Origin of the sequence: Comamonas trifloxystrobinivorans, assembly GCF_043359985.1 — a bacterium.
Lineage (GTDB): Bacteria > Pseudomonadota > Gammaproteobacteria > Burkholderiales > Burkholderiaceae_C > Comamonas > Comamonas trifloxystrobinivorans.
The window spans coordinates 241,761-267,261 of the sequence record NZ_JBHZGV010000006.1 but is presented as its reverse complement, the minus strand read 5'-3'; the positions used below and the strand labels follow the sequence as shown (position 1 = coordinate 267,261).

Sequence of the window (25,501 nt, the reverse complement as noted above, 5' to 3'; positions counted from 1 at the left end):
TGTTGTGGTGGACGGCTCTGTGCAGCGTCAAGCCAGCGCAGCGTCGGTGTTCATCAGCAGCTTGCTGCCGGTGCGCATGGTGCGCACGCGCAGGCCCGCTTCGGGGAACAGTCGGGCGAAGTAAAAACGTGCGGTCTGCAGCTTGCCTTCGTAGAAAGTCTTGTCGGCCACCTCTTCCGCCGCCAGTGCGCGCAGCGAGGTTTGCGCCATGCGCGCCCACCAGTAGCCCATGACCAGGTGGCCCATGATGCACAGGTAATCGACCGATGCGGCGCCCACTTCATCGGGGTTTTGCAGCGATTTCAGACCCAGCTCGGTGGTGATGCCCGTCATCTGCCCGGCCAGTTGCGCCAGCGGGTTGATGAAATCGGCCATGCGCTCGTTCACGCCCTCTTCCTCCACCAGGCCTTGCACCAGCTTGCCCAAAGCCTTGAGCGCGGCGCCCTGGTCGCCCAGCACCTTGCGACCCAGCAGATCAAGCGCCTGGATGCCGTTGGTGCCTTCGTAGATCATGTTGATGCGCGCATCGCGCACAAACTGCTCCATGCCGGTTTCGTGGATGTAGCCGTGGCCGCCAAACACTTGCTGGCACAGCACCGTCACGTCAAAACCCTTGTCGGTGAGGAAAGCTTTGAGAATGGGCGTGAGCAGCGCCACCTGCGCTGCGTTGGCTTTGCGCACTGCTTCGTCCGGGTGGTTCAGCTCTTCATCAAGCAGCGCGCTGGTGGCCACCATCATGGCGCGGCCGCCTTCGCTGTAGGCCTTGGCGGTGAGCAGCATGCGACGCACATCGGGGTGGACGATGATCGGGTCGGCCGGCAGCTCCTTGAACTTGGTGCCCGAGAGGCTGCGCATCTGCACGCGGTCCTTGGCGTAGGCCAGTGCGTTTTGGAATGCCACCGTCATCAGGCCCAGCGACTGGTTGGCCACGCCCAGGCGAGCGGCGTTCATCATCACAAACATGGCTTGCAAACCCTTGTTGGGCTGGCCCACCAGGGTGCCGAGCGCGCCATCGATCGCGTTCTGCGCCGTGGCATTGCCGTGGATGCCCATTTTGTGCTCCAGCCCCGAGCAGCTGATGGGGTTTCGCGCACCCAGCGAGCCATCGGCATTGACCAGGAACTTGGGCACCAAAAACAAGCTGATGCCTTTGCTGCCCTTGGGCGCATCGGGCAGGCGCGCCAACACCAGGTGCACGATGTTTTCCGTCATGTCGTGCTCGCCAGCGCTGATGAAAATCTTGTTGCCGGTGATTTTGTAAGTGCCGTCGCCCACTGGCTCAGCCTTGGTGCGCAGCATGCCCAGATCGGTGCCGCAGTGCGGCTCGGTCAGGCACATGGTGCCCGTCCATTCGCCGCTGGTGAGCTTGGGCAGATAGAGCTTTTTCTGCTCTTCCGAGCCGTGCACATGCAAGGCCTCGTAAGCGCCATGCGACAAGCCGGGGTACATGGCCCAGGCCTGGTTGGCGCTGTTGAGCATTTCATACAGGCACTGGTTCAACACAAAGGGCAAGCCTTGGCCGCCATAAGCGCTGTCGCAAGACAAAGCCGCCCAGCCACCTTCCACGTATTTGGCATAGGCCTCTTTGAAGCCTTTGGGCGTGGTGACGCTTGAATCGGCCGCGTTGCGTGTGCAGCCTTCGCTGTCGCCCGACAGGTTGAGCGGCTGGATCACTTCGGACGCGAACTTGCCCGCCTCTTCCAAAATGGCCTCCATGGTGCCGGCATCGACCTCGGCATAGGCCGGCAACTGGGCAAAGCGGGCGGGCAAGCCCAGCACTTCTTGCATGAGGAACTGCATGTCGCGCAGCGGTGGAGTGTACTGAGGCATGGAACGTCCTTTGGAAAATGACTAGGTCGATACAGAGTTGGAAGTGGCGCTCAAAAGGACGAGCGCGTTATCTATCAGCGCAGCGTCGCGCTGGTGATCGACGGCATAGCGCCGCAGCAGGCTGCGCAACGCGCGCGTGGCATGCTGCAAGGCTTGCGGGCCGTGCAGAAAACGGGTTTCGTAGTGCAAAGAGAGGATGATGCCGTGCAGCTCGAACAGCACTTGGTCGGGCTCGACATCGGCCAGCAGTTGGCCTTGCTGTTGCGATTGGGCGATGGCGCGGCGCATGGCATCCATCCAGATCTGCACCGATTCGGCCAGCGCATCGCGCACATCGCCGGGGCGGTCGTCAAACTCCACTGCGCCGCTGATGTACAGGCTGCCGTACAGGCGGCTGGCATCGTTGGGCTGCGCGGTGCTGCCCATCCAGCCCGTCACCATGTGCAGCAAGCGCGGCAGGCCGCGCGGGGCCGCCAAGGCTGGGCCGAAAATCTCGCGCTCGAAGCGGCTATGGTATTCGCGCACCACCGAGCACTGCAGCTCTTCGAGCGAGCCAAAATGGGCAAACACGCCCGATTTGCTCATGCCCATGGCCAGCGCCACCATGCCCAGCGACAAGCCGTCCAGCCCTTCCTGGGCGGACAAAGCCAAGGCCGTGTCCAAGATGGCGGCACGCGTTTGCGCGCCTTTGGCCAGCTTGGTGGTTTCAGGGTGGATAGCAGCGTTGGTGGACATAAATCAAAAAATAGCACGACCGTTCTTTTTTGATTTTTGCACAATTTTTGGGCGCTGCCAATGCTTGCTTTGCAAAGCAAGGGTAAACGACAGGACGCCGCCGCGCCAGCGCAAGTACCAGGAGCCTTAACGCGGCCGCCCCAGCAATGGGCAACAAAAAAGCTGCTGGCGCTTGGGTCCCAAGCGCCAGCAGCTTTTTGTGACGAAACTAGCCTTGCGGTCAGTGCGCCATCAGCGCCAGGCAGGCATCGAGTTGCTCGGTCGGCAGTTTACGGAAATCCGAGCGCGCAAAACGCTGCAGACGACCGATCAGGAAAGACATCAGCACGCTGGAGCGCACATTCGCATCGGCCGTAGGCGTGGCCGAGCTGTCGGCACCGGGCACCGTGCGCAGGCACTGGCGCAGCGTGGTTTCGATGCGCTCAAAAAACTGTTGCATGCGTTGCTGCAAGCGGGGGTGTTCGGACTGCAGTGCATCGCCCATCATCACGCGCACCATGCCAGGGTTGCGCTCACCAAACTGCAACACCATGGCCACCACTCGCTGGGCTTGGGCAATGCCTTGCTCCACCGTTTTGGCCGGGTCCGGCACATCGCGGCCCGTGATTTGCACGGCCAGCGTGAAAACCGATTGCTCGATGAACTCGATCAGGCCTTCGTACATTTGCGCCTTGCTGGCGAAATGGCGGTACAGCGCCGCTTCGCTGATCGACATCTGCGCTGCCAGGGCCGCGGTGGTGATGCGATCCGCGCCCGGCTGCTCCAGCATGGCGGCCAAGGTCTGCAGAATCTGGATCCGGCGCTCTCCGGGTTTGGGGCGTTTGCGGGTAGGCGCTGGGCTAGCAGCTTCTACCGGCGCTTCAACAAGGTCAGCGGCGAAAGAGGATTCTTGGTCAGACATGCGTTAGGTAAAGGGCTGGCGCCCAGCGCCGTCTCCCAACACCGCCAGGCAATTGATTTGTCGATTATTTTCGCCTCGGACCGGGGTTCCAGCCCGAGGCTTTGTAACATCTTACTGCAAAAAATCTACGCGATAGTGATGGAAATCATCCCTATCGCTATAAACATTGACCAATTACGCAATCAAATGTATCAATAACTACGAATCATCGTGCCATACGCCGTATCCGTCAAGATTTCCAGCAGCATGGCATGCGGCACGCGGCCGTCGACGATGTGGACTGCGTTCACGCCGCTCTTGGCTGCATCGATGGCGCCGGCCAGCTTGGGCAGCATGCCGCCGGAGATGGTGCCGTCGGCGATCAGATCATCGATCTGGCGAGAGGTCAGCTCGGTCAGCAGTTGGCCTTGCTTGTCGAGCACGCCGGGAATATTGGTGAGCAGCATCAGCTTTTCGGCTTGCAGCACGGTAGCCAGCTTGCTGGCCACCACGTCGGCATTGATGTTGTAGCTCTCATTGCTTTCGCCAAAGCCGATGGGGCTGACCACGGGGATGAAAGCATCATCCTGCAGCGCCTTGACCACGCTGGGGTCGATCGACAGGATGTCGCCCACTTGGCCCACATCGTGCTCGATCGACGGGTCTTTGTTGTCCTTGAGCTTGAGCTTTTGTGCGCGGATCAGGCCGCCATCGCGCCCGGTCAGGCCCACAGCCTTGCCGCCGGCCTGGTTGATCAGGCCAACAATATCTTGTTGCACCTCACCGGCCAGCACCCACTCCACCACTTCCATGGTTTCTGCGTCGGTCACGCGCATGCCCTGGACAAACTTGCCCTCTTTGCCCAGACGCTTGAGCGCGTTTTCGATCTGCGGGCCGCCGCCGTGCACCACCACCGGGTTGATGCCCACCAGCTTGAGCAGCACCACGTCTTCGGCAAAGTCGGCCTGCAGCTCGGGGTCGGTCATGGCGTTGCCGCCATATTTGATGACCATGGTCTTGCCATGGAACTTGCGGATGTAAGGCAGCGCCTGCGCCAGGATTTCAGCCTTGTCGCGCGGAGCAATGGAAAGAGGTTGGGTCGTCATGGATGCAGGCCTTTACAACAGGACGGAAGGATCAAAACGCGCATTGTGCCGCAAACCGCGCACCATGCACCCGATCAGCGTATCCAGCCCGGCAGCTTGAAGCGCACGATCACCAGATAAGCCGCCACATAGGAAATGCAGAACAGCACGCAAAAGGCAATCAATACATAGGTATTGCGCCAAAAGAGCACGGCTGGCACCACGGTCAGCAACGTGAACGCCCACAAATAGGGGGCAGTGCGGTTGTTACGGCGCAGCATGCGGCGCGCAGCGTTTTCATCGAGCACGCTGCGCACAATGCGGCGGTAGATCAGTTGGTGCAGATGCAGCGCATCGGCCATGCCTGGGGAATCTCCGCGTGCCAGCTTGCGGTAGATCGAGAACATGGTCTCCCACACCGGGTAGATCAATAACAGCATGGGGAACCAAGGCGACACGATCGGGTGGCGCTGCACCAGGGTGATGCTGCAAAACGCGATGACGATGCCCCAGACATAGGCGCCGCCATCACCGGCAAACAGCTGGCCCATCGGGTAGTTCCAGAACATGAAGCCCATGGTGGCTGCTGCCGTGATCACCAAAATGGCTGCCAACTCCCGGTCGCCCAGTTGCAAGGCCACGTGGGTCAAGGCAGCGCAAATGATGAGCGCCACCATGCCCGCCAAACCGTTATAGCCATCGATGATATTGAAGGCGTGTGGCAAACCAGCGATGGCCAATACGGCCAAACCCATGCCCAGCCAAGGCGCAGCGCTCAACACCGTGTCTAGCCACACCAGACCCAGGCGTGGCACCGTCATGCCCAGCAAATACACCGCCAGAACACCGGTCAGCAACGTTAAGGCCAAGCGGTAGCGCACGGTCATACGCTGCGTCATGTCTTCTGCAATGCCACCAGCCACCGCAGGCAGCATGGCGACAAAAAAGAACAGCACCCACTCGTTCCAATGCAAGGCATTGCCGTAATAGCCCAGCCAGTTTTGCACGCCGGCGGCACACACTGTCAGCAGCATGCTGGCATACATGGCCAAACCGCCCAAGCGCGGAATATTGCCCATGTGGAAGCGCTGCGGCATGTCTTTGCCATAGCGCTTGGCATGACCGCGCACGCGGCGCACGATGAAGCCTGCACCTACCAGCGCAAACAAAAAAGCAACTACTGCCAAAAAAATCATTATTCTGTGATGGTGAGCGCAGAGGCAGGGATCTGTCGCAACAAAGTACGTGAGCGCCAAAATACGCCCGATGTCCACAACCTGAGCAGACTGCGAATATGCCACAGAGTACTGCGCCAGTGACGGTGGCTGTCGCGCTGACCCGCATGCTCCACTGAAGCTTGCGCACGTGCCAATGTGTAGCCAGCCAAGCGCACTCGCAGGCAAAAATCAACATCCTCGCAATACATGAAGTAACGCACATCCAAGCCGCCAACTTGCTGCCAGACCCCTCGTGGCAACAACCACATGGCGCCATTGACCCACTCCGCCCGCAGTTCCTTGCGCCTGCAACCATAACGTCGCAGCAAAGACCATGGCGTGGGCACCTCCCGCTCGCTGTCCTGTTGCTGGCCTTGCGCATCCAACTGTAAGGGGTATGCGATCCCCACTCCAGGCAAAGCGACTGCCCGCAGCAAAGCAGCCATCGGATCCTTAGCCCACTCCACATCGGGATTGAGCACACAGACATAGTTCTCTGTCGCACCGGCCAACGCGGCATTGTGGTTGGCTGAAAAGCCCAGTGGCGAAGGGTTGCAGCGCAGCTCCAACACGAAAGGCCAGTCATTTTGTTCCGGCTGGGGCGCGGGCTCCGGCAAATTTTGCGTCAGAACCACTCGGCTTATCGCTGGCGTACCCAGCCGCGCCATCTGACGCAGCAAGCGCTCAATCATGGCGCCATGCCCATGGCTGACCACCGAGACCACCACCGTGGGCTGCGCGGTTTGTGATCCAGCGTTGGAAGCAGAAACAGTTGGATACGTCATCAGCGCCTATTGTCGCCGCGAATGGCCCCCCCTCCCCGCCCGGTGGGCGCAGAGTAGCGATAATTGCGGGCTATGACGCAAACGATTCAAGATCTGCACGTGTATTTGCGCGAGGTGCGCGAGGATGAGCGCACCTCGCTGTCCGTTCTCGCCAGCATGATGCACCCCAATGCCACTATGCTGGACCTGGGCTGCGGCAGTGGAGCGCTGGGCCAGTATGTTGCAATGAAGCAAGGGGTCACCGCTGATGGCATTACCTGGTCTTCCGCAGAAGCCGATCATGCTCGCCCCTACTACCGCCAGGTAGAAATTGCGGATCTGGAATCCTGTCATCTAGCCAGCATGTTCGCGGGCAAACGCTATGACTATATTGTTTGCGCCGATGTATTAGAGCACCTGCGCCAACCCGAAAATATCCTGCGACAGGCCAGGGACATGCTGGCTCCAGGCGGCCAGTTACTGATCTCCATCCCCAACGCCAGCTACAGCGGGTTGATTGCGGAATTGATCCAGGGCGAGTTCCTCTACCGCGAAGAAGGTCTGCTCGATCGCACCCACCTTCGCTTTTTCACACGCCGCTCGCTGGCCCGCTTTCTACAAGAGCAAGGCTGGCAGTTGCAGGTACTGGACACCATCCAACGAGAGCTGCCAGATTCCGAATTTCGCACCCGCTTTGATAGCCTGCCGCCAGCTGTCGCTCGCCAGTTGCTTGCGGGCAATGACGCTTTGAGCTACCAGCTGATTGCAGCCGCCATTCCAGTCACCCAGGCCAACAACCAGTCTTTTGTCGACATGTTGGGCAGCACAGCAACCGCACAAGCCCATTTCACCAGTGAGTTGTACTACGCAAGTGGCGAGAGCTTCCAGGAAGATGCCAAGCTCACCACGCGCGGCATCATCGGCCAATCGCCCCAGGAGTTAAACTTTCGGCTGCCGACCATCGGCGGCCTGAACGATCTCAAGCTCGACATCGCCGATCGTCCTGGTTTCATGCATCTTTACAGCCTGCGTGTTCAATTGCCCGACGGCGAGGTTGTTTGGGAATGGAAGCATGAGTGCGATGAATCGGCCAAGATCACCGGCTTGCCCCAGCACCAGATACTTTGGAAAAATCCTGCTGCAGCAGTGGCACCAGCCTCGCTGATGCTGCTGTCCGGTGATGACCCCTGGATACAACTGCGTGCTGGCCATGAGCTGCCTGCCGATGTCGATCTGGCGGGCGCCACGGTGACCGCCTCGGTCGGCTGGCCGATGTCTGCGGACTATATGGAGCTCTCGGAGACTGTAGAAACCACGGTCAAGCGATTGCAGCTAAGCCAGCAAACCTTGCAAGACCAGAAAGGCAACCTAGAACATAAAGTCAATCAACAGGACATGCAGTTGACCCAGGTCCGTGCACGGGCCCGCACCCTTGCCGAGGCCAACCAAAGCCTGAGCGAACAGCAACTCCAGTGGCAGCAAGAGTCCGTTCGCCTCAACCGCGAATACAACGAGCTAGCGAGCCATCTCAAGCGCATCGAGAACTCCACCATATTCAAAGCAACCCGTCCGCTGGTACACACCAAAATGTTCTTTGACCGACTGCTTGGCCGTGGCTCCGCCTTACCTGCACAACTTCCAACGGTTGCGGCTCACCCCATCAGCCCCAACAAGCATCCGGTAGACATTATTGTTCCCGTATACCGAGGCTTGGCGGACACACGGCTGTGCATCGACTCCGTACTCTCGAGCAATATGTCTACGCCCTACCGGCTGGTTGTCATCAATGACTGCAGTCCAGAGCCAGCAGTGACGGATTGGCTGCGTGAGCGCGCCAAGCAGGACTCTCGCATATTGCTGTTGGAGAACGAAGAAAACCTGGGTTTCGTCGGCACGGTCAACCGCGGCATGGCTTTGTCTGGCGACAACGACGTACTGCTGCTCAACAGCGACACAGAGGTGGCCAACGACTGGCTCGACCGCATCCGAAATGCGGCGTACAGCGACAGAAAAGTGGCCTCCGTAACGCCGTTCTCCAATAACGCAACCATCTGTAGCTATCCGCTGTTTTGCAAGGGCAATGATTTGCCGCCGGGCTACACCACAGCAACGCTCGACGCGCTTTGTGCGGCCACCAACCCGGGCGCGGTGGTAGACATTCCCACCGGTGTTGGCTTTTGCATGTACATCCGCCGCGACAGCTTGCAAGAGGTAGGCCTCTTTGACACCGAGCATTTTGGCAAAGGTTACGGCGAAGAAAATGACTTCTGCCAGCGTGCAGCCGACAAGGGCTGGCGCAATCTGCACAACCTGGACGCTTTTGTCTTGCACACTGGCGGGGTCAGTTTTGGCGATAGCAAAAGCCCAAGAGAGCAGGCAGCGATGGAGATGCTGCGCAAGCTCCATCCCAAGTACGAAGCCAATGTGCTTTCTTTTTTACAAAAAGACCCTGGCCTGCCCTATCGCTTGGCACTGGATACGGCCCGCATGCAGCAAGCTGGCAAGCCTGCAGTACTAGCCGTGAGTCATAACCGTGACGGCGGCACCCTGCGTCACGTTTACGAGCTGAGTGAACACCTGCAAGACCAAGCACAGTTTTTGCTTTTGACGCCCTCCCCGCAAAACCGTGTACGCCTGCGCATGGCCTCTGCTGCGGAAGGTTTTGATCTGGAATTCGCCATTCCTCAGCAGCTCGACGATTTGGTTACCACTTTAGGCAGCCTGGGTGTGCGGCTGGTGCATTACCACCACCTGCTTGGCCATGACCCGCTGGTTCTGCAGCTGGCCTACCGCTTACAAGTACCGCATGTATTCACAGCGCACGACTACTACAGCTTTTGCAAACACATCAGTCTCTCCGGCGAGAAAAACAAGTATCTGCCCGAACCCCGTCTTGGAACGTGTGCCTGCTGCAAGCCTGCGGAATCCGGACCACTCGCCGGTACCACCATGTCGCAATGGCGCGACAGCAATGGACTGCTGCTAACAGCTGCCCGCCAGGTTATTGCACCCAGTCTGGACACGGCGCAGCGTATCAGAGCATTTGCGCCGTCTGCTAACGTGCTGGCCGTGCCGCATACCGATTTGCCTCACCTCCATAGCCTGCCAGCGCCAAGCGTGCCGCCGCTGGCGGAAGGCGAAAACCTGCGCATTGTCGTGTTGGGTGCGCTCAGCATGATCAAAGGCGCAGATGTTCTAGAAGCCGCCGCGATGGAAGCGGCCAAAAAAGGCCTCAAGATCGAGTTCCACCTGCTGGGCTTTGGTTATCGAAACCTCGTCACCCAGCCTCGTGCTGCACTGACCGTACATGGAGCCTATGCCGAGAAAGATTTGCCACAATTGCTGCAATGGCTCAAGCCCCACCTGGTCTGGTTCCCGGCACAATGGCCAGAAACCTATAGCTACACGCTGAGCGCTTGCCTGCAACAAGGCCTTCCGGTTGCGGTACCTGATATCGGAGCCTTTGCCGAACGCGTTGCGGGCCGCGAATGGAGCTGGGTCAGACCCTGGGACGAAACCCCAGCCCAGTGGGCGGTATGGTTCGAGCAGATGCGAGACCAACACTTCACACCCAGCATCAGCCCGGTCCCACCCGTTGCGCCAGCGTTTTCAGATTCGCTCGCGGATTTCATCTACGAGCGTGATTATTTACAAGGCCTGCCCGAAAAGCCCCAAGCACAGGCGCTTCCTCTGGCCACCCTTGCCAGCTACGCCACACGTGCAACAGCAGCTAACGGCATCCGCTCTGGGGCACTAAATCAATTGGCACGATTGCGCTCCATGCCTGTTTTACGCGGCGTAGCCCGCATCATTCCAGCCAGTACCCAACGCAGAGTCAAGAACTGGCTGCTCAAGTAGCCTATCCATCAACAACAGCCAGCGCCCGCCATGGCGTTGGCTGCTTTGTGCAGCCCAGTGGACTCAGGCAGGCTTTTGTAAAAGCAAAAAAATCTCGTTGTTCAGCAAAAGCTCACGCGGGTATTTCTGCAGCAGCTCATCGGGAATAGGTGCAGGCTCATAGTTACGCCGCTCCTGCTTGACCACGGCAAAGCCCGCTTGTTGTGTCAGATCTATCAGCTCATCGGCAGTCAAGCGGTTCAGCATTTGGTACTCATGGAAGACAAACTTTTTGTAGCCTTCGGGGCCAAAGTCCGCAAAGCCAAAATCCACTTCATCCGGGCTGAGCTCACCGTCGTAGCGCTCAATCACCTCCCACAGCACTTCTTCGCTCACTTGCAAATGGTGCCACGGCACATCGTCATAGCGACGCAGGTGTGAACCATAGGCCGAATAGAACAACGGCTCAATCTGCAAAAAAAAGTGACCACCTGGTTTGAGACAAGCGCAAAGGTCTTGGAGAATTGGCAGCAACTGGTCACGCTGCACATGCTCAAACGTCGACCAACTCATGATGCCATCGTAGAGAGGAGCCTGCCCAGCCAACGGCGCTGATGGCTGAATGGTCTGAAAACTCAAAGCCGATGGAATGCGGCGCATGCCCAGTTGCTCGGCAGCAATGCGCGGCAGCTTGGCATACTCCTGGCGCACATCGATACCATGAATCGCATGCGCCCCATGGCGCACCACCAACGCCAAATCGGTAATACCATCACCACAGCCAAACTGCAGCAAACGGGCGCTTTTCAAATCCACCACACTGCCAAGCCAGTGATTCACCACATCTGCAGCGTACCCAAAATGGGCGCGAAACCATTCATCGGTAATAAGGTTGGCATCCCAGGGAGCCAGGCCAAAAAATTTATCCTGCAGTTGCCTCACCAATCGCATGCTGGGTTGTTCCTATACTGCTCAGCAAAAATAGACGCACTAGAGCGGTCTTTGCATCAGCAGAAAAATCTCGTTGTTGGTTAGTTGCTCACGCGGATAGCGCGCCAGCAATATCTCTGGAATCGCCTCAGGTGGCTCAAAATGGCGTCGTTGTTCACGCACTATGCCAAAACCAGCCTGCTGCACCAAATCGACCAGCTCATCCGCCGTCAACTTGTTCAGGACTTGGTACTCGTCGAAGATGTAACGCTTGTACTTCTCAAGGCCCAGATCTTCCAGCGCCAGATCCGCCTCATCGGCTTTTACTGCATCCTGATAGGAGCGCACGGTTTCCCACAGCGCATCATCGGAGAGCTGAAGATGCAACCAAGGCACGTCGGTAAAACGGCGCAAGTGCGAGCCATAGGCTGAGAAATAGAGTGGCTCGATCTGCAAGAAAAAATAACCACCGGGGCGCAGACACTGGTACAGATCTCGCAAAATAGGCAATAACTGGTCGCGCTGCACATGCTCGAACACCGACCAGCTCATGATGGCGTCATACGGCCGCTTTTGCCCAGCCAGCACGGCGCCAGGCTCAATGGTCTGAAAACTCAAAGCGACGGGCAGCCGTTTCAACCCCAGTTGTGCGCGAGCCACCTGGCCCAGTTTGCGGTAGCCTGGCAGCACGTCCACACCATGGATCGACTGTGCCCCATAACGCAACACCAATGCCAGATCCGTGACGCCATCACCGCAGCCGAATTGCAGCAGCCGAGACTGCTTGACATCCAGCACGCTGCCCAGCCACTCATGCACCACGTCGGCTGCATATTCAAAATGTCCACGAATCCAAGCATCGGTCATTTTGCTGGGGTCCCAAGGGGCAATACCCCAGAGCCGCTCCTGCATTTGATCAAGCAAACGCATATCAGTCCTCAGGCGGGGCGGCGCAGCACAAAGGCATCCTGGTGGTTCCAGAAATGCACAGGAGAGAACTTCAGCAACTTGTCGCCCCCCATCACCGCATCGATCTGTTCACGCACAAAGCCTTCGGTAGTGAAAGTCATTCCATACTCCTGAAGATCAATGGCATGCGACTCGCTCACTGGAGCAAAAAAGAAACCTGTATCGTCAACCTGGATTTTGTCGTACGCAATTGCCTTGGCGCCATGCGTAGTGAACACCAGCAAACCACCAGGCTCTACCAGGCTCCACAATGCCCGCAGCCAGTCACTCCAGGTGGAGCGCGGCAAATGCGTAAACAGCGAGAGCACGAACACCACATCGTATTTTTGTGGCGCTTGGAGCTGCTGCGGTTGCGAGACCGACACAAATCCTTTCACCCCAAATTTCTCGGTCGCAAAAGCCACGCCATCTGCAACCACATCAGACACCGTGACACGCTCCGCCCCCAGTGCTTTGGCCAAGTGTCGTGTAAAACGACCATGACCGCTGGCAAACTCCAGAAAGTGCTGGCTCGCCATCAAGGGCTGCCCCACCGACTCCAGCAAGCTCATCAGCTCAGCCAAGGTACGCCAGCCATCGGCCAAGTAGTCACGCAAGGGGTTGGTACTAGAGGGGTGACCGACAAAGAAACCAAAAATATCATCTTTGTCAGAGATACTGCAATCGAACCCCATGATGTTTCGGAAGGATCCGTTCAGGCCATGCTGCTCAATCAGTGCATGTGCCTGTAGCATGGTTTCACGCTCCGCTCGGGCACGCTGCAGAACCTGCGCAGCCCCTTCTTTGTTTCCCTCCGCTAGCAATTGCTGTGCTTCGTCGATCAGCGGATGCAGGGATTGGGTCATAGAAGTATCTCGGGCAAACGAAAAGCGTGAACCCATCAACGGCGCAAGGCCTCAGTTCCACGCATGGGGAAGGCGCACCAGACCCGGCAGAGGCTTGGGATAAACAAAGCGGAAGGTCTGATACTGAAACCAATAATCATACACCGCCAACCCAGAGCTATCGAACAAGTAGGCACTGACCACATAGTCCCCGCTGTGCAGCGGTAAATCCGGAAAACTCAGCACCGTCTGCCAGCTTCCATCGGATTGCAAAACTGGCTGAGCGCCTTCTTCATGGGTACCGATGCAGGTGATTCCCACACCATTCTTCTGCTCAATCATGAAGCCGACATTGGGCACTTCTGATCCGTTTCCGCGCACCTTGATCGTCACCACCAGGTCCTGGCTCTCCAGCATGGGCGGCATATCCGTGGACAGATCACTGATCGCTGCCGACAAGATACAGGCGCCACCTTCCGGCCGAACCTGCTTGGTATCTGGCGCTGCCACGGCATAGGGCAGATTGGCGGTACTGGCAATTGCGCCTGTGGTCAGCGCAGCAGCCGGAACCACATCCCCATGGGCATCATCTCCCCATTGCAAACGATCTTTCTCTTCTTGCAAGGCGCGGGTGCGGACATCGTAAGCGGCCAGCACTGCTTCAGTCTCGCCAAACATCTGCACTCGGCCTTTTTCCAGCCATAACGCTGCATCACACAAATGGCGAATATGGTAGGGGCTGTGCGAGCAAAACAATATGGTGCAGCCCTTTTGGCGAAAATCCAGAATCCGATCAATGCATTTCTTTTGGAAGCTTTGGTCCCCAACGGCCAGCGCTTCATCCACAATCAATACATCTGGCTGCACTGCCGTCACCAGCGCAAATGCCAACCTGACATTCATGCCCGAAGAATAGGTTTTCACCGGCCGATCGATCGCATCATGCAGTTCAGAGAAAGCAATAATCTCGGGTTCGAGTTTACGCATCTCCGCCTGATCAATACCAATCAAACTACCAGCAAAATACAGATTATCTCGCCCACTGAAATCAGGGTGAAAGCCAGCCCCCAACTCCAAAATTGCCGTGATACGCCCTGTCCGTTCGATCGAGCCTGTCGACGGCTGCATAGTACCGGCAAGCATCTTCAGCAACGAGCTCTTGCCCGCTCCATTGTCGCCAATCACACCTATGCACTGCCCACGCGCCAAGGTAAAACTGACATCGCGCAGGGCCCAGTGACTGCGATGCATGGCGCGCCCCGTCAACAAAGCCTTGACACGTTGGCGAGGTGAGTCGTAGAGCTTGTACTCTTTGCCAAGGTTTTTTACCACCAGTACTGACTCTGTTGGCATCATCGGTGAATGAGGCATCTTGTTCATAGCCAGTCCACCAATTGGTCACGGCTGCGTTTCACCATGACATTCACCAGCGCCACCAACAGCCCTATCCAGACAATGCACACCAGCCAGACCGACGCAGAAGGCCATTGCCCCTGTAACAGCGCTGATTGGTACCCTAGCACATACGAAGCCATCGGATTGAGCCAAAGCACCCAACGCCATTTTTCTGGGAACATCGTGATAGGAAATAAAATAGGCGTCAAGTAAATGCCCACCGATAGGCCAAAACCCACCAATTGCACCGTATCACGAAGCGCTGCAGCAAAAATGGCCAAGACATAGGCCAATAACAGGCTCATGATCAATTGCAAAACCATGAGTGGCAATACCGCCGATACACCCCATTGCAGGTGGTGCACCGGGAAATAACACAGCGCCACCAACAACATCAAAGGACCAAAGATCACCGCACTCGCCAATACCGAACGCACGGGAAACAAGACTGGCGGAAGCGCATTTTTCTGCAGCATGGCCCCTGCATCAATCAAGCTGCTCATGCCTCGAGAGATGGCGTCACAAAATGCCATCCATGGCAACGCCCCTACAATCAAAAAGGTACCGACTGCATGCGTTGGAGCGCCTTCACCCAGGCGCATGGAAAACACGATATCGAATACCAAATAATAGGCTGCCACCGTCAGGAGCGGCTGTAAATAAGGCCAGAGCACACCAACAGCGGTACCCGCATGGCGCGCAGCTACCTCGCGGCGCACCATCACCGCAACCAAAGTTCGGGAGCTCCAAAGACTCCGAACATCTTCCCCAAAGCTAGTCAATGGCACCGCCTAGAATTCAAAAAACGCTGGCGCCGCATCTGCCGCACCAGCGTTGGTTGCAATGTTTTCGATTCTAGCCGAGCGCTACAGCCCTCGCAGCTGCACTGCTATGCAACGGCCCAGTACTGTTACTTGCTCTCAAACTTCTTGCTGAATGCGTCCAGCGCATCCTTGTTCACGGTCATCTTATCAACCACTTGTTTGACAGCTTGCGTGCGTGCCTTGTTGGTCAATTCGATTACCGCTTGCTCCTTGAGCTTAGGAGCCACTTCGTCATAGCTCAATTGCTTTTCAGCATGCTTTTCCTGAAACTGGATGATGTGGTAGCCAAACTGCGACTTCACCAAACCACTCAATTCACCCGGCTTGCTCATCGCAAACGCAGCCTTTTCAAACTCAGGCACCATACGACCGCGGCCAAAAAAGCCCAGATCCCCTCCCTTGACAGCGCTGCCAGGGTCTTGGGAATTCACCTTGGCCAGAGCGGCAAAGTCTGCACCGGCCTTCAATTCCTGCAGCAACTTCTCTGCTCGGGCCTTGGACTCATCGCTATCGCCCGAAATCAGAATGTGAGATGCACGCACACTCTCGGGTTCAACAAACTTCGCTTTTTCCGCCTGATACTGCGCCTTGGCCAGATCGTCAATGGCCTTATCCGATGGCTTGTTCTCTGCATCGAACTTCTTCAGGTAAGCGTCGGAGACGACTTTGTCGATCGCAATTTGAATAGCGGCCTGGATTTCATCCGACTTGGCAACACCAGCCTCGCGTCCACGCTCGGCCATCACGCGACGCACATACAAGTTGGTAGCCAACTCTTGCACCGTTTGCGGCTTGCTCATATAGCCTTGACGCAAGTCTTGCGGGATTCGCTCAGCATCTGCCAAGATGTCGGCCGAAGTCACGGTCTTTCCCATACCTGTAATAAATGTCTGAGGCGCTTGCGCCATCGCCCAACCAGACAACGACACCATACCTAGCGCCAACAAGACAGGGCGCACACCACCCAACAGCATTTGCTTGTTCATCCTTTTATCCATATCCAAGGGTAAACCCATCAGAAAGAAAAAAGGCAGGGAAAGTTCCCTGCCTTTTGTTTAGCCTAGGCTAAGTCAACTATTTTGCTTGCGCAAATTAGTTGCCATAGCGGTGAGGCCAGGTGATACCGTAGGTACCGCTGAAGTTGTTAGCCAGGCCGCCCGAGTTGGTCAGCTTGATGAACGAAGCGCCAACCATTGGCAGGCCGCCGATCACGTTAGCGTTGGCCGAGTTAGCCTTGGCCAGCGACACGTTAGCCCAACCGTTGACGTAGGCTTCGGTGGTCACGCTACGAGCGATAGAAGCACCCAGCACCGACTTGTCGTTGCTGAAGGACAGCACGCTGGTTTCGCCGCAGAAGCGCAGGGTTTGCGATTCCACTGGCGACACGAACGAACCACCGGTCTTAGCCGTTTCTTCACGGTCATAGAACTTGGTAGCCGAGGAGTTCACGCACAGATTACCCGTGGTGGCATCGATCGACACGTTCGACGTGTTGAAGTACACCAATTCGGTAGCAGCTTGAGCAGGCGTAGATGCCACAGCAGCAGCCGATTGAGCTGCACCAGCCAATTTACCAGCAGTGTTCACACCCAGGTTGAACACAGCATAGTCAGCCGACGAAACGAGTGCATTGTAGTTAGCAGCAACACTGTAACGACGGGTAGGCATCGAGAACACCCAGTCGGTCTTAGCCTTCAGGATGGAATCGGTTGCGTACTGGTTGCTCACAGCGCCCTTAGCCAGCGAAGCGGTCAGTTCGAATGCTTGCTTAGCAGCGTTCACACCGGCAGCGTCAGCACCACCCACGAAGTAAGGCGTCGACAGGTCAGGCAGGTCAGCGTTGTTAGGCTGAACCAGAGGACCCTTCAGAACCTTGCCATCCTTGTTGACTGGCTTGGTGATCAGCAATGGGTCAGCAGTGTACTGGTCTGCAGCAACGCTTTCACCTTGTTGTGGGAACAGCACGTAGTTACCGCGACCGGAAACGCCAGCAGCATCCAGAGCCTTCAGAGCGGTAGCAGCACCCGAGAACGTGGTGGTTTGATCCACGTTCAGGATATACCAGTCACCGGTCAGCTGGCCGGTAGGCGTGTTGAAACCGAAGTTAGCCTTCTTGGCTTCGGTATCCAGCTCGCCGCCGTAGTTCAGCGTGGTGTCCAGCACGGAAGAGGTGCAAGGAGCAACGCCATTCACGTGCTTGATAGCGGTGTACAGTGCGGATTGAGCATCGCCATCCTTACCGTAGATCTTGTCGCTAGGAATGTCAGCAGCGTTGAAAATTTCAACGTAGCCTTCCTTGGTGTTGTTGGTCAGCTTGTCAGCATCCCAGCTCTTGTTCAGGCGGCTCTTGCCGAATTGAACGTCGGTCTTACGGATGTCGGGGATCGTGCAAGAACCGTCGTCGGTACGGAAGTACGAACCCTTGTCGTTGGCTTGCACAGCGCCGGTCCACACGTCGCCAGGCGACAGGAACACGGTGAAGTCCAGCAGGTCGTCAGAGTTGGCAGCGCCGCGGAAGCGAACCTTCAGAGCCTTACCGTTCTTGCTGTCGGTGTTGACCACATGGATCACCGACATGTTCTTGTCTTGCGAGGTGAAGTAAGGCACCAACAGCACGTGGCCCGAACCGCCTTCGGAGATAGCGAATTGGGTGGCGGTGGACTTGTCCATCTTCGACGTGACGTCGTTCTTGATGGTCAGAGGACCGGTACCTTGCTCAACGTTTTGAGCAGATGCAGCACCAGCAAAGCCGCCAATCATGGCAGCAATGCTCAGAGCCAGAACATTTTTCTTCATAAACACACTCCAGTTAAAAAAAGTTAGTCAGCGCAACTACCACGATTGTTTACGCTAAGAAATAGTAGCATAACGGCAGCAAGGTGAGTAAAGCAAGCCCAGCCTTTTTTCCACAGCTGTCGCAAGCTTGCAACAGACGGCATCGCTCTGAGCGGATCATTCACCACAGCCTGTGCGCCAACTACCAGCAGGCAGCAATGTAAACCAAATTAGCGCTGAATTTCAAGCCTAGCACTTATGGCTTGATATAAATCCACCACTGCCCGTCCGCCTGCAGCCAGGTCTCCGTCGCATACATGTCGATGTTCTTGAGCTTGCTACCGATGACAGGAGGTGTAACTTTGAAGTTTACTCCTACCTCGCAGGTCTCAGCTTCGCAGCTCACTTTGCGCACTTCTGCCGCCGTAGCAAAGGTTCCCGGGAACTGCAAAGCGTAATCCTTTTCCGTTGCAACTTGTTTGTACGACGGGTGGGTAAAGGTATAGGCCTTGGCCTTGTCGCCCTTGAGGCGAGCATCCCAGTAGGCTTGAGCTCGCTGGCTTACCGCTTCTTCTGGTGTCTTGGGGGCGAGCGAGGCGCACGCACTCAGCATGGCAGCGCCAGCCACCAACATTCCAGCCTTGAGCAGCGACACCTGCAGTGTTTTGATTTTCATAAATTTTTACCTAAATACGTTCAACAAACGGCTTGCAAGCTTAGAAACCCATGCGAAAGATAGAACTTCCAGCCTTTCTGACACAGTTACATAATGCAACTTAATGAATCTAGGAATACTGGTCTGGCCACGACAGCAAATCCCCTTGACTCAGCACTTCAGGGTGCTGCCAGCGGCTGGACAGGATTGACCGGTTGTTGGCGGGGCAAGTCGCGTTTTGAAATATTCCGCAACAACTCATCATCATCCAGGCCACGCAGGCGATCGCGCAATTCTTCACTGACCTCGCGCACATCCACATCGGTACGCACTACACGAGGCGTCATCACCAGCAAAAGTTCCGTGCGATCTTTGGTGACCTGGGTACTGCTGAAGGCCTTGCCAATGATGGGAATATCCTTGAGCAGGGGAATGCCGGAGTCGGAATCAGCGGTTCTGTTCTTGATCAGGCCGCCCATAACAATGGACTCTCCAGAGCGAACCGCCAGCTTGGTGGTCAATTGCCGGTTCGAGAAGCGGGTCTGGCCCGTGGCTTTGTCAATCGCACCTGCATCCACCACCGCCTGGTCAATGTTCAGGCTCACCATGTTTCCTGAGTTGACAGAAGGCGTCACATTCAAGATCACCCCGGTGTCTTTGAGCGTGTAGTTCTGTGCCACATAGTTGCTAGTAGTGGCGACATAGCCCGTGGCCAACACCGGGATCTGGTCACCCACGGAGATGCTGGCCGGGTGGTTGTCCATGACCATGACTGAGGGGCTGGACAGCATTTTGACCTGCGCCGTGCCCGCAAGCGCGCTCAAACGCGCAGCCAAGTTGGTGCCGTTCAGAACCGAATAGGTAAAAGCGCCACTCGTCGAGGTGGTGCTGTCGGAGCTACTGGAACTGTCGGAGCTGCTGGAGCCGGTTGCCAGCGAGCCGAACTGACCGACTCCAGTGTAATTACGCCCACTGCCGCCCAGGCCTTTGTTTCGGAACAGCCACTCAACGCCATACTGCAACGAATCGTTAAGCGACACCTCGATGATGCTGGCCTCGATCAAGACCTGAATCGGCGCCACGTCCAGGCGCTTGAGCGATGTTTCGATTTTGCGGAACTGCGAGCCGGTGCTCCACACCAGCAAGGTGTTGTTGAATTCGTCCGCCACTACCCGGATATCACCAATGGCCGTGGCCGTGATAGCTGGCGCATTGCCTTGCTGGTTGCCCTGGTTGGTGCCAAATCGGTTGTTGTTACCAAAGCCGGATGAAAAGCCCGAACCGCCACCAAAACTGTTGTTGTTGCCCCAACTGGTGTTGCCATAGCCAGTTTGGCGGTTGGCGGTGCCCCCCAGTCCCGGGGCCACCCCGGAAGTCATATTGCCAGCAGCACCCGCTTGCTGCCCACCAAAAATGCCATTGAGCACTTGCGCCAAATACTTGGCATTGCCATTTTGTACGCGGTAGACATACAGTTCCGGCTCCGTGCCGCCGTAGCCCGGAACGTCCAAACGGCGAATCCACTTCTCGGCCTCTTCCAGGTAGGCAGCTCGCGGCGTGATCACCATCACCGCATTCAGTCGAGGAATAGGAAGAACGCGCAACGCACCGTACAGCGGATTCGAATCTCCCAATGAGGACAACAATGCCGCCGCTGCAGCGGCATTGCCACTGAGTTGTGCGCCTTGCGCGCCTGCGCCGACATTTGCCCCGCCTGCAGCTCCTGCACCTTGTGCTGTCACGGGACGGCCGGGCGTAGCACGGCCTGCCACACCTGCGCTAGCGCCGGCCACTGGCGCCTGGCCCTGCCCGCTGCCATTGATCACCTGCAATGCAGCAGATACCTCTTCAATGGATGCATGTTTCAGCGGATAAATACCCACCGACATGCCTTTCAACAGGTCCACGTCAAAGGTTTTGACCAGCTCCATCCAACCTTCTGACTGCGTACGGCTGCCCTGCATGATCAGGACATTGCGTACCGTGTCAACCTTGACAATCGCATCTGGGGGCGCAATGGGCTTCAGAATATTGGACATTTCCGTTGCACCAATATATTGCAAGGGCATCACAATGATGCCGTAGCCTGGAGCCATGCTGCCCGGCGCACCGGCAAGACGCACATTGCCAACCAAGCTGCGCAAGGCTTCTGGCCTGCCGACCTGGTAGGTTCCCCGTGCATCGCGAACCATGACCAAGCCATTGGCTTGCAGTGCGGCCTCTAACAAAAAAACCGCCTTGTCCGGATCGATCGGAGAGGGCGTCGCCAAAGTCACCGTTCCTTGAAGCGGTGGATGCACCACATAGTCCAGCTTGAGAATGTCGCCCAATATGGTGCGAACGACTTCAGCCACAGGCGCCTCTTCAAAGCGGAAGCTCACAGGCGCACCTTTAGCAATGGGGGCCGATGGCTCAATATTGAGCACTTTGTCGGTGCCGCGCATCACACGGGGATCCGTTTCCTGCTCTTCGTCTTTGTTTCCTCCTGGTCGCTGCGGAGTGATGAGGATATTTGGCGCCTGCAACACTACCGCAGCCGCATTGCTCGACGGCAACGCATTCGGGGCTACGGGCGCTTGAGCGTGGGCAATCGCCATAGCGAAGCACTGGCCCAGTGCCAAGCACAATGCCGATTGGATATAAGAAGGAGCTGTCATAAAAATAAGCCCAAAAACGGTAATTCACAGGGAATGGCTGATGCCTGAATACGGGTACAAACTAGCGAGTGCCTACTGATGACCACCACCGAGCGTCGCCCCTCTTCTTCTTGGTGCAGCAGGCTGCCCGCTGGCTGACGGGTCAGGTGCACCAAAATCTGGCGCAGCGCTGGGTCTTTGCGCAGCCGATTCGGGCCCCCCTTGCAACTTGGCCTTTTGCAAAGTAATTTCTCGTGTTTGCCCATCGCGGCTGAAATACACGCGATTGCCGGCGATGGAGGACAGCGTCCAGCCGTCCAACACCCCGCGCAAAGGCAAGGATTTGTCCTTGTTCTGGTAGCGAATAATCACACCACCAGTCGTTCCGTCTGCAGAGACATAAGCGCCCGTCAGCGTCGCATCTGACAGGTAATCGGGCGGCGGCGGTGGTGCCTGCACCGGAGGCGGTGGCGGCGGTGGTGGCGGCCGACGCGTGGGAGAGAACACGGGGCGATCGAGCATGGCCAAAAATTGGCTTTGGTCCATCGGCATGGGCCGGCCCAGGGAGGGGACCAAGTTGTCCAGATTCAGCGTCTGCGCTTTGGGCTCAACCCAATGGACGTTCTTCAACCCGCCATCAGGGCGAACCCACAGCCAAACCAATAGCAATACCAGTAACAAGTTGAGCGCCAACAAAGCAACTCCCAAATGCCGCTTCATGGTTGTTGCTCCTTCAAAACGCTCAGGCTCAGTTGCAGTCCGATACGCGGAGCTACCTTGGTATTCATCGCTTGCAAGCTGCCTTGGTTTCGTACTTCCACATCGTTGAGCAACAGCACGGGCAATTGCTCGTTGAGCACAGCCAAAGCCGTAGCCACCGCCAGCATTTCCCCTTCAGCCCGGACCGACAATGGAATTCGATCGAAGCCCTTTTCACTCTTGGCTGGCAATACCTGGCTGCTCACTACGGTCAGGCCGGCTGTCGTCAACAGGTCGCGCACCTTTTGCTGCACAGCATTGCCCGTTTGCACCGCTGTCTGATCTGCTGGGAATACATAGGCAGAGCGAATCTCGCTGGCATGCGCCAACGCGCCTTCGATCTCCGAGCGTTGCAAATCGAGACCATTGAGCCTGGCATAACGGGGCTCCAGCTCTGCCAGACGCGACTGTGCCCAACGGTGTTTCTGGGCAATATAGCCACCGACCACTACCAGCGGAATCAGAGCCACGGCCACCGTGACTAACAGGATGGTCCATTCTTTTCGGCTTGGTTTTAGTGCGATCATTTTTTGTTCCCTCCGGTTTCTGCTGCCGGAGCGGGAGCCGAACTAGGTGCCACGACCTCACCTCCACCGCCTCCCAAGGAGGCACCTCTGCGCTTGGGGGGGGTCGCCGGGGCTGCTCCTTCCTGTGTCGTGGCAGCAGCGGTTGCTGGCGTCCCAGCCGTCTGTGCCGGATCACCGGCGACGGTACCCTCTTGTACTGGCGACTTGGGCGGCTCTACCGGCGCCTCCTGCTTCAAGGTCGGGCCAAACTCCTTGGGATCCAATGCCAGCTCGATCGAGAAAGATTCTTTGTCCGTGCCTTGAATGCGCGTGGCGGCACTGGGGGCTTTGACATCGCTGATACCTGGTTGAGAGCTCAGCTTTTGCATTAGCGCCGAAGAATTACCAGTCAACCCAGTCATCGCCAACTTATTGCCTTGGACGCGAACAGTCTGCAGCGCCGTATCATCTCCAAGCGTAGAGGTCAGCATGCTGAGCACCTTGACCATGTCGATGCGCTCTGCTAAAAAATCAGACAACGAAGCCACCTGGTCGGCGCTTTGCATCAAGCGCTCGCGCTTGCTCACCACATCACCCGCCTTGGCTACCATTCCATCAAAAGCCTTGACCGCCTCAATCGCGCGCAACCGTAACTGAGAAGTAGGCGTAATGGCGATACCGAGAAGTAACATCAAGGCCACAAAAGCCCCTGCGACATTGAGCTTGAGTTGCTTTTTCGCAGCTTGGTAGCGGGCATTCTCACCAAACCCGGCAAAGACAATCGGCTTGCCATCTGGTGTGAAAACCCAAACTTCCGGTGCCGGGATGCCTTTATTGTCCGCTTGCGCCTGCTGGAGCTCGGCCATTTTGCGCTGCACATAGGGCTCGACCGCAGCACGCGACGCCAAAACCAATTGCAAACGTACTTGCTTGCTGTTGCGCTGCAGTTCGGTATATCCCCACAGCGAATCTTGGGCGCCAAATGGGCTGTTGGCTTGGGCCTCCAGCTGCATGGCGCTCAAGCAGTCTTGGGGATCCAAAGCAGGCATTTGCAGGTTTTTGCGCAAAACCATGCTCTCAGGCAACTCCAAAGCCCAAAATACCGCCGGCTTTTTGACATGCGCCGCTTCACCCGACTCCCAAACGGCACGTGGCTGTCCATCTGCCGGCACCAAAGTCAGTAGTTGCTCTGGCTGCAGCCAGCTCAAAGGGGCCCACTGGCGAGACTTTCGCCAAGTATTGAGGAAGTCGCCCTTCAGCTGGGTTAAATCCAGGCCGAAAAATCGCGACTCTGTAGAAATTGCCATACCGTTTCTTCTGCTTTCTCAAAGCGTGGGCTGTAGCATTTGGCGCGACTCAAATGTGTACCAGGGCAAACCATCACGGCTGCGAGCACCAAAATACACGCTGCGATCAACAAGGAATACTCTGCCATCCGCCATAGGAACTTTTGCTGTCACTCGGTAACGCCGTTGGCCACCACCAGCGCGAGCAAGGCTGGGGTCGAGTCCGGTGAGATCGATACCATCGGGACCGGATGCCCGACTGGCAACTATTTGTTGGGCAGCGCCATCATTGCCGTTGGTCAGAATCCGCAAGACTTCGAACGGTGCCGCCAGTGGGTTGACCGCAGATCCGCCAGAACCAGCACTGGCGGTTGTGACCAAGGGCGCGAGTCTAGCATAGAGGTCATAATCGATTCCGGGCACTTGCATCAGGTCTTCAATCGCCTCGAAACGCTCGGGGCGATGCCCCTCCAATGACGAGCGCTCACGCCTGTCCAAAATACGCACAGCCAGCTCCTGAGCAGCACCTTCTGGCAGTCCTCCCCCAACTGTCAGTAATGCAGACAAGAGAGGTAGCGATGCGCCGTTGATATTGATCAGTCCACTCAGTGGCATGATGCTGACTGGAATATCGACCCCTTGGAAGTTCACGGAGGTGTCTGTCCACTGCTGAATCACCACTCTTTCCGCCGTCAGTTGTTGGAGCACCAAGATCACCGCCGCATCACCTGCCGCTTGCGCGTTGACGCGGTCTTTAGCCGTGCCTAAAGCGCGCGTTTCCTGGCGGACCACGCCACTGACGCCTGTGACCATCAAACTCAACGCAGCAACCAGCCACAGCACCGCGATCAGCGCCATACCGCGCTCAGAAGCTGTTCTTGCCTTACCGTAACGAGTCATCCGGCTCCCCCTCCCAGTGAGGCACCCCCGCCGCCACCCCGAGGATCACCCGCAGGCATCACGCGCATCTGCACCACCACAGGTGGCAGCACGGAGGTCTCGGTCGCCATCACAATTTGTACAGCTTGTGGCAATTGGTCTGGCGCACCCCAGCTTGCACCCCATACGGGCGGATCAACAGCGGCATTGAGGTACTGAAGGCTCAAACCTGTTGCATGCGGCAAGATCGGATAGTTCTCAGCAGCTCCCCAATTGGGCTGGGTTTCCTGGTCTACCCAGGGCGTATAGCTCAGCACCACAGCGGGGGCACCCAGATACTCGCCCATGGCCAAGCGGAAGTGGTAACGGCCACCGGCGCCATAGCGTGCGGGCATGACACCCACCCAAGTCATCGCCTGAGCCGCGCCGGAGAAAAAGTATTGCGGCGTATTGCGCTCAAGCATGCCCTGCACTTGCAGGCCTTCTATACGCTTGGCCGAGATGCGGCCCAAAATGGCGCGCAGGAAATCGGCGCTGGTGCGCGACTCGTCCATGCGCTCCAGGCGGTTGTCGATACTGGTTTCGGTGCGGCCCATCGTGCCCATGGCGCCCGCCAGGCCGAGCACGATCAACGACAGCAGCGACAAGGCCACCAGCATTTCCACCAAAGTAAAACCTCGGGCGCGCGAACGTCGCGCGTGTTTCATACGGACAG

21 protein-coding genes are annotated in these 25,501 nt (G+C 57.2%); 1 reads left to right on the top strand and 20 read right to left on the bottom strand.

Annotation, left to right across the window (positions count from 1 at the left end):
• Positions 1-27 precede the first annotated feature (27 nt).
• The 6 genes from ACFIQF_RS09080 to ACFIQF_RS09055 all read right to left on the bottom strand — a co-directional run bounded on the left by ACFIQF_RS09080 (position 28) and on the right by ACFIQF_RS09055 (position 6,532).
• The gene (locus ACFIQF_RS09080) at positions 28-1,830 is read right to left on the bottom strand and encodes an acyl-CoA dehydrogenase C-terminal domain-containing protein (RefSeq protein ID WP_393942102.1); all 1,803 of its coding nucleotides are present in this window, start codon (positions 1,828-1,830) and stop codon (positions 28-30) included.
• 21 nt (positions 1,831-1,851) lie between these two features.
• A complete protein-coding gene (locus tag ACFIQF_RS09075; RefSeq protein WP_393942101.1) occupies positions 1,852-2,565 on the bottom strand; it encodes a TetR/AcrR family transcriptional regulator in 714 nt (237 codons plus the stop codon).
• Between the two features lie 220 nt (positions 2,566-2,785).
• A complete protein-coding gene (gene slmA, locus ACFIQF_RS09070) occupies positions 2,786-3,466 on the bottom strand; it encodes a nucleoid occlusion factor SlmA (RefSeq protein WP_393942099.1) in 681 nt (226 codons plus the stop codon).
• A gap of 191 nt (positions 3,467-3,657) precedes the next feature.
• Positions 3,658-4,551, bottom strand: coding sequence for an acetylglutamate kinase (gene argB, locus ACFIQF_RS09065; protein ID WP_393942097.1), 894 nt, complete (start codon positions 4,549-4,551; stop codon positions 3,658-3,660).
• A gap of 74 nt (positions 4,552-4,625) precedes the next feature.
• Positions 4,626-5,726: a glycosyltransferase family 4 protein gene (locus ACFIQF_RS09060; protein WP_393942095.1), complete on the bottom strand. Its 1,101-nt coding sequence runs from the start codon at positions 5,724-5,726 to the stop codon at positions 4,626-4,628.
• Positions 5,726-6,532, bottom strand: coding sequence for a glycosyltransferase family protein (locus tag ACFIQF_RS09055; RefSeq protein ID WP_393942094.1), 807 nt, complete (start codon positions 6,530-6,532; stop codon positions 5,726-5,728). The genes ACFIQF_RS09060 and ACFIQF_RS09055 overlap by 1 nt, the downstream gene beginning before the upstream one ends.
• A 72-nt stretch (positions 6,533-6,604) precedes the next feature.
• Here ACFIQF_RS09055 and ACFIQF_RS09050 point away from each other — a divergent pair, with 72 nt between their 5' ends.
• On the top strand, positions 6,605-10,369 hold the full coding sequence (locus ACFIQF_RS09050) for a methyltransferase domain-containing protein (protein WP_393942092.1): 3,765 nt from the start codon (positions 6,605-6,607) through the stop codon (positions 10,367-10,369).
• 63 nt (positions 10,370-10,432) lie between these two features.
• On the opposite strand, the gene ACFIQF_RS09045 is transcribed toward ACFIQF_RS09050, so the two are convergent.
• From ACFIQF_RS09045 to ACFIQF_RS08980, 14 genes are all read right to left on the bottom strand, one after another.
• On the bottom strand, positions 10,433-11,299 hold the full coding sequence (locus ACFIQF_RS09045) for a class I SAM-dependent methyltransferase (protein ID WP_393942091.1): 867 nt from the start codon (positions 11,297-11,299) through the stop codon (positions 10,433-10,435).
• Between the two features lie 39 nt (positions 11,300-11,338).
• A complete protein-coding gene (locus ACFIQF_RS09040) occupies positions 11,339-12,208 on the bottom strand; it encodes a class I SAM-dependent methyltransferase (protein WP_393942090.1) in 870 nt (289 codons plus the stop codon).
• A gap of 8 nt (positions 12,209-12,216) precedes the next feature.
• Positions 12,217-13,092, bottom strand: a complete 876-nt coding sequence (locus tag ACFIQF_RS09035) for an SAM-dependent methyltransferase (protein WP_393942088.1) — start codon at positions 13,090-13,092, stop codon at positions 12,217-12,219.
• 51 nt (positions 13,093-13,143) lie between these two features.
• Positions 13,144-14,451, bottom strand: coding sequence for an ABC transporter ATP-binding protein (locus ACFIQF_RS09030; protein ID WP_393942086.1), 1,308 nt, complete (start codon positions 14,449-14,451; stop codon positions 13,144-13,146).
• A complete protein-coding gene (locus tag ACFIQF_RS09025; protein WP_393942084.1) occupies positions 14,448-15,188 on the bottom strand; it encodes an ABC transporter permease in 741 nt (246 codons plus the stop codon). The genes ACFIQF_RS09030 and ACFIQF_RS09025 overlap by 4 nt, the downstream gene beginning before the upstream one ends.
• A gap of 188 nt (positions 15,189-15,376) precedes the next feature.
• The gene (locus tag ACFIQF_RS09020) at positions 15,377-16,276 is read right to left on the bottom strand and encodes a peptidylprolyl isomerase (RefSeq protein ID WP_393942082.1); all 900 of its coding nucleotides are present in this window, start codon (positions 16,274-16,276) and stop codon (positions 15,377-15,379) included.
• Between the two features lie 106 nt (positions 16,277-16,382).
• Complete coding sequence (locus tag ACFIQF_RS09015; protein WP_393942080.1) at positions 16,383-18,086, bottom strand: cell surface protein; 1,704 nt, start codon at positions 18,084-18,086, stop codon at positions 16,383-16,385.
• Positions 18,087-18,321: 235 nt separating this feature from the next.
• Positions 18,322-18,741: a hypothetical protein gene (locus ACFIQF_RS09010; protein ID WP_393942078.1), complete on the bottom strand. Its 420-nt coding sequence runs from the start codon at positions 18,739-18,741 to the stop codon at positions 18,322-18,324.
• Between the two features lie 158 nt (positions 18,742-18,899).
• Positions 18,900-21,317: a type II secretion system secretin GspD gene (gene gspD, locus ACFIQF_RS09005; RefSeq protein ID WP_393942076.1), complete on the bottom strand. Its 2,418-nt coding sequence runs from the start codon at positions 21,315-21,317 to the stop codon at positions 18,900-18,902.
• Between the two features lie 132 nt (positions 21,318-21,449).
• Positions 21,450-22,076, bottom strand: a complete 627-nt coding sequence (locus ACFIQF_RS09000; protein WP_393942074.1) for a hypothetical protein — start codon at positions 22,074-22,076, stop codon at positions 21,450-21,452.
• Positions 22,073-22,642, bottom strand: a complete 570-nt coding sequence (gene gspM, locus ACFIQF_RS08995) for a type II secretion system protein GspM (RefSeq protein WP_393942072.1) — start codon at positions 22,640-22,642, stop codon at positions 22,073-22,075. The genes ACFIQF_RS09000 and gspM overlap by 4 nt, the downstream gene beginning before the upstream one ends.
• The gene (locus ACFIQF_RS08990; RefSeq protein WP_393942070.1) at positions 22,639-23,928 is read right to left on the bottom strand and encodes a PilN domain-containing protein; all 1,290 of its coding nucleotides are present in this window, start codon (positions 23,926-23,928) and stop codon (positions 22,639-22,641) included. The genes gspM and ACFIQF_RS08990 overlap by 4 nt, the downstream gene beginning before the upstream one ends.
• Before the next feature lie 18 nt (positions 23,929-23,946).
• Positions 23,947-24,807 carry a type II secretion system minor pseudopilin gene (locus ACFIQF_RS08985; RefSeq protein ID WP_393942068.1) on the bottom strand — a complete coding sequence of 287 codons (861 nt, stop codon included), beginning with the start codon at positions 24,805-24,807 and terminating at the stop codon, positions 23,947-23,949.
• Positions 24,804-25,493 carry a prepilin-type N-terminal cleavage/methylation domain-containing protein gene (locus ACFIQF_RS08980; protein ID WP_393942066.1) on the bottom strand — a complete coding sequence of 230 codons (690 nt, stop codon included), beginning with the start codon at positions 25,491-25,493 and terminating at the stop codon, positions 24,804-24,806. Before ACFIQF_RS08980 ends, ACFIQF_RS08985 begins: the two co-directional genes overlap by 4 nt.
• Between the last annotated feature and the right edge of the window lie 8 nt (positions 25,494-25,501).